The organism is Halomonas campaniensis (assembly GCF_002211105.1).
Lineage (GTDB): Bacteria > Pseudomonadota > Gammaproteobacteria > Pseudomonadales > Halomonadaceae > Vreelandella > Vreelandella campaniensis_A.
In genome coordinates this window covers 133,132-146,931 of sequence record NZ_JPUA01000043.1, presented here as the reverse complement: position 1 = coordinate 146,931, position 13,800 = coordinate 133,132, and the positions used below count along the sequence as shown (strand labels likewise).

Annotated in this window: 11 protein-coding genes; 5 read left to right on the top strand and 6 right to left on the bottom strand. The window is 55.5% G+C overall.

Annotated features, from left to right (window positions below; translation table 11 throughout):
• Positions 1-376: 376 nt before the first annotated feature.
• A complete protein-coding gene (locus JI62_RS20150) occupies positions 377-1,894 on the top strand; it encodes an NCS1 family nucleobase:cation symporter-1 (RefSeq protein ID WP_088701888.1) in 1,518 nt (505 codons plus the stop codon).
• Between the two features lie 36 nt (positions 1,895-1,930).
• Here JI62_RS20150 and JI62_RS20145 read toward each other — a convergent pair whose 3' ends face one another.
• Positions 1,931-2,833 carry a LysR family transcriptional regulator gene (locus JI62_RS20145; RefSeq protein ID WP_088701887.1) on the bottom strand — a complete coding sequence of 301 codons (903 nt, stop codon included), beginning with the start codon at positions 2,831-2,833 and terminating at the stop codon, positions 1,931-1,933.
• A 206-nt stretch (positions 2,834-3,039) separates the two neighbouring features.
• Between JI62_RS20145 and JI62_RS20140 the strand changes: the two genes are divergently transcribed.
• Positions 3,040-5,748: a bifunctional diguanylate cyclase/phosphodiesterase gene (locus JI62_RS20140; RefSeq protein WP_088701886.1), complete on the top strand. Its 2,709-nt coding sequence runs from the start codon at positions 3,040-3,042 to the stop codon at positions 5,746-5,748.
• Here JI62_RS20140 and JI62_RS20135 read toward each other — a convergent pair.
• The 5 genes from JI62_RS20135 to JI62_RS20115 are packed head-to-tail and all read right to left on the bottom strand — an operon-like array spanning position 5,745 to position 10,583.
• The gene (locus tag JI62_RS20135) at positions 5,745-6,734 is read right to left on the bottom strand and encodes a CobW family GTP-binding protein (RefSeq protein WP_240513315.1); all 990 of its coding nucleotides are present in this window, start codon (positions 6,732-6,734) and stop codon (positions 5,745-5,747) included. The genes JI62_RS20140 and JI62_RS20135 overlap by 4 nt on opposite strands.
• A gap of 36 nt (positions 6,735-6,770) precedes the next feature.
• Positions 6,771-7,823, bottom strand: a complete 1,053-nt coding sequence (moaA, locus tag JI62_RS20130; RefSeq protein WP_240513314.1) for a GTP 3',8-cyclase MoaA — start codon at positions 7,821-7,823, stop codon at positions 6,771-6,773.
• Positions 7,820-9,091 (bottom strand): molybdopterin molybdotransferase MoeA, encoded by a 1,272-nt coding sequence (moeA, locus tag JI62_RS20125; RefSeq protein ID WP_088701885.1) that lies wholly within the window; start codon positions 9,089-9,091, stop codon positions 7,820-7,822. The genes moaA and moeA overlap by 4 nt, the downstream gene beginning before the upstream one ends.
• Positions 9,088-9,711 carry a molybdenum cofactor guanylyltransferase MobA gene (gene mobA / locus JI62_RS20120; RefSeq protein WP_088701884.1) on the bottom strand — a complete coding sequence of 208 codons (624 nt, stop codon included), beginning with the start codon at positions 9,709-9,711 and terminating at the stop codon, positions 9,088-9,090. The genes moeA and mobA overlap by 4 nt, the downstream gene beginning before the upstream one ends.
• On the bottom strand, positions 9,708-10,583 hold the full coding sequence (locus JI62_RS20115; protein ID WP_088701883.1) for a formate dehydrogenase accessory sulfurtransferase FdhD: 876 nt from the start codon (positions 10,581-10,583) through the stop codon (positions 9,708-9,710). The genes mobA and JI62_RS20115 overlap by 4 nt, the downstream gene beginning before the upstream one ends.
• A gap of 225 nt (positions 10,584-10,808) precedes the next feature.
• Here JI62_RS20115 and JI62_RS20110 point away from each other — a divergent pair, with 225 nt between their 5' ends.
• The 3 genes from JI62_RS20110 to JI62_RS20100 all read left to right on the top strand — a co-directional run bounded on the left by JI62_RS20110 (position 10,809) and on the right by JI62_RS20100 (position 13,800).
• Positions 10,809-11,249, top strand: a complete 441-nt coding sequence (locus JI62_RS20110; protein WP_088701882.1) for a DUF3305 domain-containing protein — start codon at positions 10,809-10,811, stop codon at positions 11,247-11,249.
• On the top strand, positions 11,246-11,872 hold the full coding sequence (locus JI62_RS20105; RefSeq protein ID WP_088701881.1) for a DUF3306 domain-containing protein: 627 nt from the start codon (positions 11,246-11,248) through the stop codon (positions 11,870-11,872). Before JI62_RS20110 ends, JI62_RS20105 begins: the two co-directional genes overlap by 4 nt.
• A 200-nt stretch (positions 11,873-12,072) precedes the next feature.
• Entirely contained in the window at positions 12,073-13,800 is a 1,728-nt protein-coding gene (locus tag JI62_RS20100) for a 4Fe-4S dicluster domain-containing protein (RefSeq protein ID WP_088701880.1), read from the top strand.

The following is a 13,800-nucleotide window of genomic DNA, read 5'->3' as shown; positions in this document are numbered from 1 at the left end:
TTTTTTGGTGAACCCTTGCACCGTTATAGATTGCCTGTTTTTTGTTTTGTAATCATTGTGTTAGTTGATTTTTTATGGATATTCGTCGTATTTTTGTGCTTAGTGTTGGTGCAAATATTTTTTTTGATCTAGCTTTGTTTAATTGGTTTTTGTTTGAGTTGGGAAAGAGGGTAAGGTAACAAGCTAACAATAATATTGTTGTCCCTTAAGACAGTTTTTAATCAAGGAGTTAGTTGTCCTGCTTTTGTGGATAGGCACACTTATTGCTTGTTTTCTAAAAGCTATGGTTTCTAACAGCCATGATTTCTAAGCGTCTTTTTGAACAGCTCCACTGACCGTGGGAGTGGTGGACAACGCAATGCTGAGGAGATAAAAAATGACCGAAATAACCTCTCAGATGGTGGATCGAGGCGGATTGATTGAGCTTGATGTGGGGGACGATGTACGCAACAGCGCGCGTTTTAATGTGGATATTGCGCCTACCCAGGCCAGCGAGCGTACTTGGAGCAAGTGGAATATTGCGGCGCTGTGGGTAGGCATGTCGATCTGCGTACCCACCTACACGCTAGGCGGGGTATTAACCGCCTATTTTGGGTTGAGCGTAGGGGAAGCGCTGTTCGCCATTCTCTTAGCCAACGTGATCGTATTGATTCCTCTCACTTTAAATGCATTTCCTGGAACCAAGTTTGGTATTCCCTTTCCGGTCGTGCTGCGCTCATCGTTCGGTATTTTAGGCTCCAACGTACCCTGCCTGGTGCGCGCGTTGGTTGGCTGTGGCTGGTTTGGTATCCAAACCATGTTTGGCGGGCTGGCTATTCACTTGCTGCTGTCTGAGTTGATTCCCGCATGGGCTGCGCTTGGCGGTGTAGGTGAAGTGATCGGATTTTTTGTCTTCGGCGCAATGAACCTCTATGTGGTGGTTCGTGGGGCAGAGTCGATTAAATGGCTGGAGACGCTGGCGGCACCATTGCTGTTGGCAGTCGGGGTTGGCCTGATGGTGTGGGCGTGGCCGCATATGTCGATGACCGAATTACTGGCGCAGCCGCCGTCGCGGCCTGAAGGGGCATCGGTATACGGCTACTTCTTCGCGGGCTTAACCGCCATGGTGGGTTTTTGGGCCACGCTATCGCTGAATATTCCTGATTTCAGCCGCTTTGCCAAAAGCCAAAAAGACCAAATCGTCGGCCAGGTGATAGGGCTGCCGCTGACGATGTTTTTCTTTGCCGCCCTCGGCGTGGTGTTAACCGCTGCTTCCGAGACGCTGGTGGGCCAAACCGTTGCCGACCCGGTCAATCTGATCGGAATGATCGATAGCCCATTTTGGGTCGTGCTGGCGATGCTGTTAATTATCATCGCAACCCTTTCTACCAATACCGCCGCTAATATTGTCTCACCCACCAACGATTTCCAGAATATTGCGCCTAAATTGATTAATCAGACGCGCGGCGTACTTTTAACGGGTGCCGTGGGCGTGCTGCTGATGGGCTATGATCTGCTGCAAAAAGCGGGGATCATTCCACCTGGCGTGTCTCTGGAGCAGATGTACTCCAACTGGCTGTTGGGCTACTCAAGCCTGCTAGGCCCTATCGCGGGCATTATGGCGGTGGACTACTTCCTGATTAAAAAGCAGCGTTTGGATGTGCCGAGCCTGTACATGGATAGCCATGCCTATCCTGCGGTGAATGTCGCTGGTTTCATCGCCTTCGGTGTGCCCGTGGCGCTTACTTTACTATCGCTGTTAACCGGCACCATGAACTGGTTCTACGACTACGGCTGGTTCACCGGCTCGGCGCTGGGGGCCATCGTATATTTTGTTGCCAGCCAAGTGCTGTCTTCTTCGCCACAGGCGGGGCCTGCACCGATAATGGCCAAGGAGGCCGCCGAGCAGCGCTAAACAGTTGAACCCCGGCTTCGTGCCGGGGTTTCTATTTTAGCTGCTCTTGATGAAACGCAAGAACGCATCAACAACCCGGTTAGGGCGGCGATCATGGCGGGTAATCAGTACAAAGGGGATGCGGTAGTGCTGCGTGTTGGTATGCAGCGCCCGCATTTTGCCTGCAGCCACCCACTGTGCGGCGACATGCTCAGGTAGAAAGCCGATAAAGCGCCCGGTCAGAATCAAAAAGGCGGCGCCTTCGCGATCAGATGCCGAAGCACGCAGGCTGAGCACATCATGTGCCTGGCGCGCCTCAACCGGTAACGGATAGCGGGGCGAAATAGCGGCATGCTGGGCGATATCCTCACCACTGAGCACGTCATCATCCTCAGTAAACAGCGGATGGCCCGCCGCGCAGTAAAGATAGGATGGCTCATCATACAGGTGGCGCGCTTCTAAGCTGGTGGGCAGGTTCACCGCAGGCACAACGCCGACGTGCAGGTGGCCATCCATCACGCCTCGGATGACCGCGTCAGACGGCTCCATATGAATATGCAGCGTTACCTCATGCTCCGGTGCGCTAAGCTCCGTCAATGCATTAGTGACATGCATGGCGGGTAGTGTCACCAGATTATCGGTGATGCCGATATTCAGCTCGCCTTTAATCGTTTGATGTAGCGCGTTAACATCGCTTTTAAACGTTTCAAGCGCGGTAAGTAGCGTTAACCCTGCCTGATAAATCTCTTTGCCCTCTTCGGTTAAACTAAACCCGCCGCGCCCACGTTGGCAGAGCGAAAAGCCCAGCCGCCCCTCCAGATCATTCATATGCTGGCTAATCGCCGAACGGCTAATCCCCAGCGTGGTTTCCGCCGCGGTAAAGCCGCCGCACTCAACGACGGTCTTAAAAATACGGATGAGACGTATCTCGTAGTCACTCATCTGGCCCAGCGATGCCATAACAATTCCCTGGTAGGTAGGCTATCAATACATAAGGTCACGCTTTTCAACGTATTAACGGTGATAAAAACTGATATACATCCTAAAAGCGCCACGGCACTATTCAGCTAAAGCCGCGTGTCAGCGCGTGCTTTAATAGTATTTCTGGTTACTTTTTACACTCTATCAGGTGTCTCCAAGGGTTACCTGCATAAGGCTTCTGCGCGATGTCCGCTACCTCCACTAATGTAAATGATGATGTGTTGAAAGCTACCAAGACTTACCGGCAACAGCGTCGCCATGTGATTGCGCTATATCTGCTAGCACTGCTTGTCATGATGGTACTTTTCGGTTGGCTGCTGAGCGAACAGTATAGGCAAGAAATTACGGCTGCCGAGTCTCGTATTACCGCCCGTGCCAACGTGGTCAATGAGTGGGCAAAAGGCGTGTTTGCACAAAGTGGTCAAGCATTATTTGGGCTAACAGAACTATTAGCGCTGCAAGGAATGACTGATAGCGAACACATGGAAGAGCTTCAACGTTCGTTGGAAAACCTTACCCAGTATATGCCTATGATTGACGAAATAGTCATTATAGATGCCGAGGGACGTTTGCTGGCGAGTGGCAGCGGTAAATGGAATACCAACTTCAATATCCGGGCAACGACTTTTTTTAGCGATTTTGAAGAGGGTAGAGAGCAGGAGAAAATTACCCCACTCAACTTATCCACAAGTGATCAGCGCTTCTATTTGTACCACGGTCGGCGCTTTGAAAGCTCGCACGGTGATTTTGCCGGGGTAGTGATTTCTCGCGTTCTACCGCAAGTATTTGCCGACTCGCTTGAGCAGATGAGTGTCTACGATGGTGAGAGCATTGCCCTGGTTGATTCCGATTTAAAGTTTATTGCCCGGTACCCTATACCGGAAGCGTCATTTTCGATCGGTACGACTATAGATAGCCCTGAAACGGTTGAGTGGCTTACCCGTGGCGAGTCTACTTGGTCAATCAACTTTAACTCGCCTATTGATGGCCGTAAGCGTCTGTTTCGGGTACTGAGGGTGGGCGAGTATCCCATGCTGGCCGTGGTCGGCGTAGACCTTCACGAGCTGCTTTCCGCCTGGCGGCAGCGCGCTTTGATTTTAATGCTGGTGACGGCAGTCATTGCCCTGTTGGGCGCTTGGGGGGTACGCCACTACCTGAACCGTTTAGCGTTGGCGCATCAACTGCGCCAGCGCATTGAAGAGCGTGAGCAGGCCCGTGCCGAGGCGCAAATCGCCGCTGCCGCCTTTCAAACACATTTAGGCATTCTAATCACCGATCCTCGGGGCACCATACTCAAGGTTAATGAGACCTTCAGCCGTATCACTGGCTATAGCGAAGCCGAGATAGTCGGTAACAACCCTCGCATGTTCAGCTCTGGTCTACAAAATGCCACCTTTTACCGGCGTTTATGGAAGCGTGTTATCAAAACCGGTAACTGGGAAGGCGAGATATGGAACCAGCGTAAGAATGGTGAACTGTTTCCCGAGTGGCTAACCATAAGTGCTGTCTACAGTGATGAGGGCACCTTAACTCACTACGTGGCCACTATGAGCGATATCAGCGAGCGTAAAGCCGCTGAGCAGGAGATTCATCAGCTGGCGTTTTATGACACCCTAACCGGGTTGGCGAACCGGCGACTGTTTATGGATCGCATGGGCACTGCCCTTAAGGAGCTTCAGCGCCATCAGCGTTGCGGAGCGCTACTGTTTATCGATATCGACAACTTTAAGCAAATCAATGACACCTTGGGTCACTATGCGGGAGATCAGGTACTACAGAGCGTGGCACGACGGATGGGCCAGATGTTGCGGGATACCGACACTTTGGCGCGGCTGGGGAGCGATGAATTTGCGGTCTTAATTGAGGGCGTGGATAGCAATGATGCTCAGACCACGCGGCTGGTGGAGCGTATCGCCTATAAATTGCTAGCGACCCTTAACGAGCCAATCACGCTCGCCGAAGAGAGCATCATGGTGACGGGGAGCATTGGTATTACGATTATGGCGAGCAATGAGTACGGCGTTGATGACTATCTGCAGCAGGTGGATATGGCGCTCTTTCAGGCTAAGAGCAATGGTCGCCACGGGCTCTGCTTTTTTGATCCTTCAATGCAGGCAGCGCTATTGGCCCATGTAAAGTTAGAGTCGGATCTGCGCCAAGCCCAGGCCAGTCAGCAGTGGCAGCTCTATTACCAGCCACAGGTTGATCACTACGGAACGATCACTGGCGTTGAAGCGCTGCTGCGCTGGCATCATCCTGAGCGTGGCATGGTCTCTCCAGGCGACTTTATACCGCTGCTGGAAAGCAATGAATTGATAAACGATGTGGGCGAATGGGTCTTGGAGGACGCCTGCTATCAATTAGCGCGTTGGGCGCAGCACCCCCGACTAAGCCAATTGACCATATCGGTGAATATCAGTCCGCTCCAGTTTCGCGATGAGCAATTTCTGGCCCGAGTAGAAGGGGTTTTTGCGCGTACCCAGGCGCCGCTTCAACAGCTAAAGCTGGAAGTGACGGAGTCACTGTTTGTGGAAGCGCGGGATGACGCCCGGGATAAAATGCTCGCCCTGAAAGCGCGTGGCGTGCGTTTCTCTCTGGATGATTTCGGCACCGGTTACTCATCGCTGGCGTATTTGGCCCAACTGCCGCTGGATCAGCTTAAAATCGATCAATCCTTTGTGCAGCAGGTGCTGGAAAGTCAGGCCAATGCGGCGATTGTGGAGAGTACCATTGTTCTGGCAGAGAGCCTCAATCTAGAGGTTATTGCCGAGGGGGTGGAAACCAAAGCGCAGCAGGCGTGGCTACTGGCCCACGACTGCCACGCTTATCAAGGCTATCTGTTTGGGCGTCCGGTCACGGCTGCGGCCATTGAGAGATTGATTATTGGTGATTAAGCCAGCGTTAGCGAGCAGAGCCGAGCTTCTATATCGATAGTGGGGGCGGTAGCGGGAAGGATGACTTCCAGTCGGGAGTCTTGCCGCCACGCGCTGGTTTCGATACTCAAGGCGCCGTTAGCGCGATTAAGGCGTTTCCAGCCGCTATCAGTATGGAACACTCCTTTGATGCGCGCTTGCTGGGGCAGTTCTCCCAAACAATTGGCCAGGCTATCCAGGTCGAAGCGCTCGCTTGGGTGCCAGCGCAACCCCGTACTGGTGTAACCCAGGGAGGTGCCGGTTTCTCGCTGGGGCTTGCCGGGAGGGGGAGGGGCGTCAAAAAACGAGCCTTCCAGGCTGGGCGTTGCCGCCAACTGTTGATGGCTGGCGGGCACGCTAATATCACTTGCTTCGGCGTTGCCGCTCTGCACTAACAGTGACATTGGCAGCTCGCCTTGGGTGGCTTCCTGCACCCACTTGCGCGGCGGCCAGCGCTCAGCCACAAAAGCGTGGGCAGCGCTGAGCTGTTCGGGCGTGCTCTGGTCGAGCATAGTGAGCGCCACGGCGTCGGCCATATCGAGCTGGTCACGAAAGGTATCGTGCTGCCGAGCGCGGGCGTCATCTAACCGGCGTGGGTCGAGGGTGGCAATAATGTCGCGCACCTCAACCACCTCATGAAAAGCCTCACCACGCAGAAGATCCAGCAGACCAGCCGGGTGGCCAAGGCCAGAGGGCTCGATGATGACCCGGTCGGGTTTACTGCGTGCCAGCAGATTAACGAGCGCCGCTTGTAGAACAAAGGCGAGCTGGCAGCAGAGGCAGCCGCCGGGCAGGCCCTTGATGACCACATCATCGCGGGCGTCGAACATGGCTTGGTCGATGCCTATCTGGCCAAACTCGTTAACCAGGATGGCCCACTTTTCATCCACAGGCTTCTGCTCAATCAAGCTGTGGATAAGCGTGGTTTTGCCACTGCCGAGAAAGCCGGTGATGATATGTACCGGCACTTTTCTGCTAGCCACTCCTGCTGACACTGCCAACGACTACCCCCCCGTCATATTCATAAAACGCACCACCTGCACATCACCATCGGTGGTGAAGTGGTGGCGCTCCGGCTTGAGCGGCAGGGCATTGATGATGGCCTCTTTCAGCGCCTGCATATTGCCGGGGTGGCGGCGCAGCACGGCGCGCAGATCTACCGAGTGCTCGTTGCCTAGACAGAGCAGCAAACGACCCTCAACCGTCACGCGTACCCGGTTGCAGGTGTCGCAAAAATTGTGACTATGGGGCGAAATAAACCCTACCCGGCTATCGCTATCCGCCATTTTGAAGTAGCGGGATGGCCCAGGAGTCGTTTCGGTCGTGGGAATTAACGGATAGCGGGACTCAATCAGTGCCTGGACATCATCGCTGGAGTAAAAGGTTTCCGCCCGTGAGTGGTCGGAGACATCGCCCAGCGGCATCTCTTCGATAAAGCTAATATCGAGATTTTCCTGACGGGCAAAGGTGACCAGGTCGATGACTTCGTCGTCGTTACGGCCTTTCAAGATCACTGCATTGAGCTTGATACGCTTAAAACCCGCTTCCTGGGCGGCGTGGATGCCGTCGATCACTTTGGCCAAATCTCCGGTGCGGGTGAGCTGCTTAAAGCGCTCCGCATCCAGGGAATCCAGGCTGATATTCAGCCGCCGCAGGCCGCTGGCGTAAAGCTGCTTGGCGTGCTTGCGCAGGCTGGCGCCGTTGGTGGTCATGGTGAAGTCGTTAAGGCCTGGCATGGCGCCGATCTCATCGACCAGTTGCTCAATGCCGCGACGAACCAGTGGCTCGCCCCCAGTCAGGCGAATCTTCTCCACCCCTAGCTCGGTAAAGGCACGGGCGACCATGGCGATCTCTTCCAGCGTCAGTACCTGGGCGCGGGGCAGAAAGGTCATCTCCTCGCTCATACAGTACACGCAGCGGAAATCGCAGCGATCGGTGACCGAGATACGCACGTAGCTAACGCGCCGACCAAAGTCATCGATCAGTTGCTGGCCAGCTTGCACTTGGGTGGATTGCTGTTGGCCAGATTGCTGTTGTGCGGTTCGTTGCTCGCTCATAGCCATCCCGTTAGCGGTTGTATGCTGACTACCTCGCCTGGTTGGGCGCTGTCTTGGTCATCGGTAAGCTCAATCAAACAGTTAGCAGCCACCATCGAGGTTAAAATCCCCGAGCCCTGGGCGCCGGTACTGCGCACGTGTAACTGCCCATGCTCATCAGTATGGTAGACGCCGCGAATAAAATCAGTGCGTTTGTAGCGGCTTTTTAACGCGTTATCGGCAATCGCAGTAAGACGATTGGGTGGCGACAGTGGTTGCCCATCAAGCCGATCCAGGAGAGGCTTTACAAACTGCAGAAAGGTTACCATGACCGCCACCGGATTGCCGGGTAAGCCAACAAACGGAGTGTGCCTTTCGCCTAGCCAGCCACAAACCATAGGGCGCCCAGGGCGCAGCGCTACCCGCCAGAAGGCTAAACGGCCCAGTTGCTCTAATGCTTCGCGGGTAAAATCCGCCTGGCCCACCGATACGCCGCCGCTGGTGAGCACCAGATCGCTCTGCTGGGCGGCGTTCTCCAGGGCCGCTTTCGTCGCGCTTAAGTCGTCCGGCAGAATGCCCAGGTCAATCACCTCGGCTCCCTGTTCGGTTAGCAGACCCATTAGCGTAAAGCGGTTGGCGTCATAAATGCCTGCCTTGGGTAGCGGCTCGCCAGGCGCAGTGACTTCGTTGCCGGTGGAGAAGATCGCTACTTTCGGGCGACGGCAAACGCTGATTTCGGCATAACCCAAGGAGGCTAAAAGCCCCAGAGACGCCGCATCAAGCCGTGCCCCCTCAGGCAGAGCCGTGTCACCAATGGCTATATCTTCACCGGCCTGGCGAACGTGTTGGCCGTGTTTGAGAAGTTCGGGCGACTTAATGATCACATGCGCTGGCTGCTCATCTAGCGATTCGCGCAACTGTTCACTCATCACCACTGTATCGGTGCCCGGCGGTAAGGGGGCGCCAGTGGTGATGCGTACACAGTGTCCGGCAGGCACTAGCTCGCGGCGGTACTGCCCGGCCAACACTTCACCGGCCAGCGGCCAATGGGCTTGCTTGGCGCCAACGCCTCTCTTAGGCAAGGCTAGCGCCACGCCATCCATGGCCGCATTGGTGTTTTGCGGCACGTTAATGGGGGCTTGAACGGTTGCTGCCAAGCGGCGGCCGTGGGCCTGCGCCAAAGGGATACTTTCGCTGCCCAGCGGGCGTTCAATCAGGGTGGCGAGCGCTTGGCGCGCTTCGTCCACGCTAATCATTTGTTCGCCCAGGTCAAAGCAGGAGAGGGTCATTTCACCTCCTTACTCGGAGAGCCCATGAGTACCTTCTCCAGGCGCAGCTTCTCCTCTTCGGTATTGAGATTGGCAAAGGCGTCGGGGCAGTCCGACATATCGACCTTGCACCAGTCGTGGCGGGCGTACCAGCGGTCAATTTTGCGCTCGCCCCCGGCAAGGGTCTCGGCCAAGTCATCGGCCAGTGAAGTGTGCAGCAGGGCAACCACCGGGTGCAGCCGTTCACCATCAAAGGCCACGGCGATGTCATGCTGGCCGTTCTCTGAGGCGATGCCTGCCACCATGCGGGCGACTAAATCATCGGGCAGGGCGGGGGAGTCGCAGGGAGCCACTAACAGCCAGGGGGTTTTTGCCGCGCGCAGGCCGCTATAAATGCCCATCAGCGGGCCTTTAAAGCCATCTTCAGCATCAGCAATGACTCGATCAGCGAAAAAGCGGTAAGCGTCGGCATTGCGATTGGCGTTAATCACCAGCTCGGCCACCTGGCCTTCAAGGCGCTTGACCACATGGCCGACTAGCGGCAGGCCTGCAAAAGGTTCAAGCCCCTTGTCGCGGCCGCCCATTCGGCGCCCTTCGCCGCCAGCGAGAATCATGCCAGTGAGGTCGTGAGTGGGGATCATGAGCTTGCCTTTTTTGATGAGCGATATTCTTGAGATGAGCGGGCATGGGATGGGCGAGGTGGAATAGCGTCCAGGGCTAAACGGTTTTGGGTGTTGATTGCTTGGAAATGGCGCCCTTTGGCGCGGGCGATTAGCATCACGCCAAAGCGTTCGGCCAGTTCGACGCCTTTCTGGGTGACGCCTGAGCGAGAGACCAGCACGCTAATACCCATTTGCGCTACCTTCAATACCATCTCCGACGTTAGCCGTCCGGTGGTGTAAAAAATGTCCGCATTTGCGCTATCGGCCTGTTGTAGCCATTGACGCCCGGCCAGGGTATCCACCGCGTTATGGCGTCCTACGTCCTCAACAAAGTCGAGTACGTCGGTTTGCTGGCACAGCGCGCAGCCATGAACGGCGCCAGCGCTGCGGTAGGTCTCGTTGTAGGCGTTAAGGTTTTGCAGCAACTGATAAAGCGTGGATTGTGCCAATTGAGTATCGGGCAGCGCCGTGAGAGCGGTTTGATCGAGCAGCTTACCAAATACCGTGCCCTGGCCGCAGCCGGTGGTGACCGTACGGGTGCTTAAGCGTACTTCCAAATCCTCGGGCAGATGGCGAGTAATCACTACCGCCGCTTCTACCTCCCAGTCGACTTGTACGGCTTCTAAGTCTTCCGCGGCGTTCAGCAGCCCCTGATTACGCAAATAGCCGACCACCAGAGCCTCCGGGTCGTCACCCAAGGTCATCAAAGTGACAATTTCACGCTTGTTGAGGTAGACGGTCAACGCTCTTTCAGCGGCAATCGCCTGCTGGCGCGAATCGCCATACTCATCCACGATGCTGATCTCGGTGGTGGCCGGTAAGCGGGCTCGGCTTAACTGAAGGGCGTGCATCCGCAATCCTCGCTGCTGAATATGAAAGCATCTGACCCTGATAAAATACCTGAGTAAAAAGGTCAGAGTTGACGATGATGGCGCTGGAGAGGCTTACTTGTCTACCTGTTCAACTGCTATCCGTTCAAAGTCTAGGTGCTTCGCTTAAGTACTGTGCTTAAGTACTGTGCTTAAGTTCTGTACTCAAGTACTTTGCTTAGATACTTCGCTAAGGGGTTTTACGCGATGTCTGATAATTTACGTTCACTGAGTATCACCCTGGTCGCCGAGCCTAAGCAGGTGAAAAGCTTTACGCTAACCCAGTGGCGTATTGCAGAGCTTACCCTGAGTGATCAGGGCCCCAATGTGCTTAACCTGCAACTGTCGATGACCGAGCGTGCTGCCTACCGTTTCAACCTGACGTCTGCCACCCCACGACTATTTGTGCGGGCGGGTTTTACCGGGCAAACACCCAAGCCTGATGCGATTACCGCTAGCCAGGATGTGGCGGCCGGCTGGATGGACGGCGAGCAGCAGGTGCTTGAAGCGCCGATGCCGATGGCCATTGAGGTCTGGATCGAGAGCTATCTCGCGCGCCACGGCGAAGCACCGCTGGAAATGCGTAAGAAGAAACGCAAAGGGGCAGGGCGTGGCAAAGAGACGCCCACCAAGGAGCAGCCAGAATGAGTCGTTTAGAGCGCTGGTCGCGGCTTAAGCGTAATGTGCCAACGCAAGAAGACGTATCTCCCGCGGACGCACCAACAAGCGATGAAACGGCTGCGGAGTCGAATGCAGCGGCTTATAATGAGACCGAGCAGCCGCAACAGCCAACTGACACACCGCAAGTGCCAGAACGGGAACCAGAACCCGGCAGTCTCGACCATACCTTGCCTGATCCAAATACATTGGAAGCAGGCAGCGACTTTAGCGCTTTTATGGCACCAGGGGTAAGCGGCCCTTTACGCAGACAAGCCTTGAAGCGACTGTGGGCCACGGGTAACTACAACGTTCGGGATGGTCTGGACGACTACGATGCTGACTACAACAAGCTATTGAAGCCCATGAGCTCTGGGCTCGCCAGCACGCTCCGCCGCTGGACACATAAAGTGGAAGAAGTCGTTGATAAGTCGCTAGAGGACACCGAGCCCGAGTCTCCAAAAGAGCGGACAGCCGACGAGCCGACCAATGAGCAAGCGGTTACGTTAGAGGATACGTCCTCAATATCTTGCGTTGACAGTGGCAACACTGTAAAAAATGCGCCGCTAGACGACCAGTCTGATTATTTATCTGATACTAAGACGAAAACATGAGATCAACGTTAAGTCTATATAAGTCAACGGTTTAGGAGCGAAAGAGCTCCCCAGCGTTGGCAGCGTTGACGGTAATCAGGTTGGCAATTTATGGATTTCGCCATAGGCTGAACTTAGCGTCAACGCATTGTTATGCCACAATAGTTAAATAATATAACTCAAAATTATAATAAGAATTATTCACCTGACCGTGAGAGCGCATGAACCAACGAATCCAACTGGCGTCCCTAGACGACCAGCGCAATGCCGAGGCTCGGGAGACGGTACGCCAGCGTATCTCTTGGCCCGCTAACCTGACGCCTGCCAATGTGACCTATCACAGTCGCGGTCATGCGCTGCTGCTCGGCAGTGAGCGCGATACCCGGCAGGCTGCACGCATTCTGCAAGGGCGTGGTTTGGCTTCATTGACCCTGCTCTTTACCGCGCCCAACGCCGCAGATGTTGACCAAGAAGTGACGGATAGCGATTTGCTTGCTGCCACCGAGATCCTCACGACCCAGGCGCTAACCCGTGGCCAGGCCGAAAAGCTGCACATTAGCGGCCATTTGGGCATGTTCAAAGCGATGCTTGATGGTGATGAGCCGCTTGATCTTGCCCGTGCGTTGATCCAGCGAGAGGCGTTTGACCTCATCCTGGATTTAAATACCACTCCTCGCCTACCCGTTGAGTTACCCCCGCCGGGCTATGTGGTGATGCAGTGGCAAAACGTTGAGCAACGCAGCGATATCCTTGACGATTTTGTGGGGCTGGTGGGCGAATTCGATAAGCCGCGTTATTTTCAGGTCAATAGCGACTTATGTGCCCACTCCACCAGCGGCAATATTGGCTGCACCCGCTGTTTGGACGTCTGTCCGGCGGATGCCATCTCCAGCATTAAAGGGCGCATTGAGTCGCATATCGAGATTGATCCGTTTCTCTGCCAAGGTGTCGGCAGTTGCACCAGCGCTTGTCCCACTGGCGCTATCGAATTCCGCCTGCCTGAAACCCGCCGCCAACAGGATACCCTCTCCGCGTGGCTTAGCGCCTACCGCGAAGCGGGCGGCCAAGCACCGGTGCTGCGCTTTATTACCCATGATTCCCAGGACGCTGAGCGCGCCGCGGGTGTCGTGCCCGCAGGCCATGTCATTGACGCGCCGCTAGAAGAGCTGGGCGCCGCCGGTCACGATCAGTGGCTAACCGCCCTGGCCTCCGGCGCCGCCGAAGTGCGTATCCAGCTTCACCCCAATATGCCTGCCCGCTTAAGTGCTTTTTTGACCGACCAGGTTGCTCAAGCGCACGCGTTGCTGAGCGCCTTGGGCCATGATTGCGCTCGCGTAAAGCTGATTGATATTGCCGATTCAGCAGGGCGGGATGCGCTACCGTCGCTTACGCCATTGACAGAGACTCCCCTGAGCCTGCCCGAGCCAGAAAAGCGTGCACGTTTGAACCGTGTCCTGGCGCGCCTGGCCGAGCTGGGCAATCCTAGCGGCGAGCGTGTTGCCGTACCGGCAGGCGCTGCCTACGGTGCCATTCAGGTCGATAGTGATGCCTGCACACTGTGCCACGCCTGCGTCAGCAACTGCCCGACCCCGGCACTGAAGTCGGGTGGCAAAACACCCGCGCTGAGCTTCCTTGAAGCGGACTGCGTGCAGTGTGGTTTGTGCGAGCAGGCCTGCCCGGAAAATGCGATTACCCTGATGCCCGGCTTCCTGGCCTCCAATGCCCGTGAAACGCGCTATATCTGTCATGAAGAGGCGGCGTTTGAGTGTATTAGCTGTGGTAAGCCGTTTGCCACCGTCAGCACGGTAGCGACCATTAAACAGAAACTGGCTAACCACCCTTACTTCGCCGGTGATGCGATGATCCGGCTGGAAATGTGCGAAGACTGCCGGGTTAAAGATGTTTGGAAAACCATGATTCGCGATCCTGACGCGCAACTGAAGGTATAA

Coding starts and splice junctions, on each gene's coding strand:
- JI62_RS20150 (WP_088701888.1), top strand. CDS start 377: ATGACCGAAATAACCTCTCAGATGGTGGATCGAGGCGGATTGATTGAG.
- JI62_RS20145 (WP_088701887.1), bottom strand. CDS start 2,833: ATGGCATCGCTGGGCCAGATGAGTGACTACGAGATACGTCTCATCCGT.
- JI62_RS20140 (WP_088701886.1), top strand. CDS start 3,040: ATGTCCGCTACCTCCACTAATGTAAATGATGATGTGTTGAAAGCTACC.
- moaA (WP_240513314.1), bottom strand. CDS start 7,823: ATGAGCGAGCAACGAACCGCACAACAGCAATCTGGCCAACAGCAATCC.
- moeA (WP_088701885.1), bottom strand. CDS start 9,091: ATGACCCTCTCCTGCTTTGACCTGGGCGAACAAATGATTAGCGTGGAC.
- mobA (WP_088701884.1), bottom strand. CDS start 9,711: ATGATCCCCACTCACGACCTCACTGGCATGATTCTCGCTGGCGGCGAA.
- JI62_RS20115 (WP_088701883.1), bottom strand. CDS start 10,583: ATGCACGCCCTTCAGTTAAGCCGAGCCCGCTTACCGGCCACCACCGAG.
- JI62_RS20110 (WP_088701882.1), top strand. CDS start 10,809: ATGTCTGATAATTTACGTTCACTGAGTATCACCCTGGTCGCCGAGCCT.
- JI62_RS20105 (WP_088701881.1), top strand. CDS start 11,246: ATGAGTCGTTTAGAGCGCTGGTCGCGGCTTAAGCGTAATGTGCCAACG.
- JI62_RS20100 (WP_088701880.1), top strand. CDS start 12,073: ATGAACCAACGAATCCAACTGGCGTCCCTAGACGACCAGCGCAATGCC.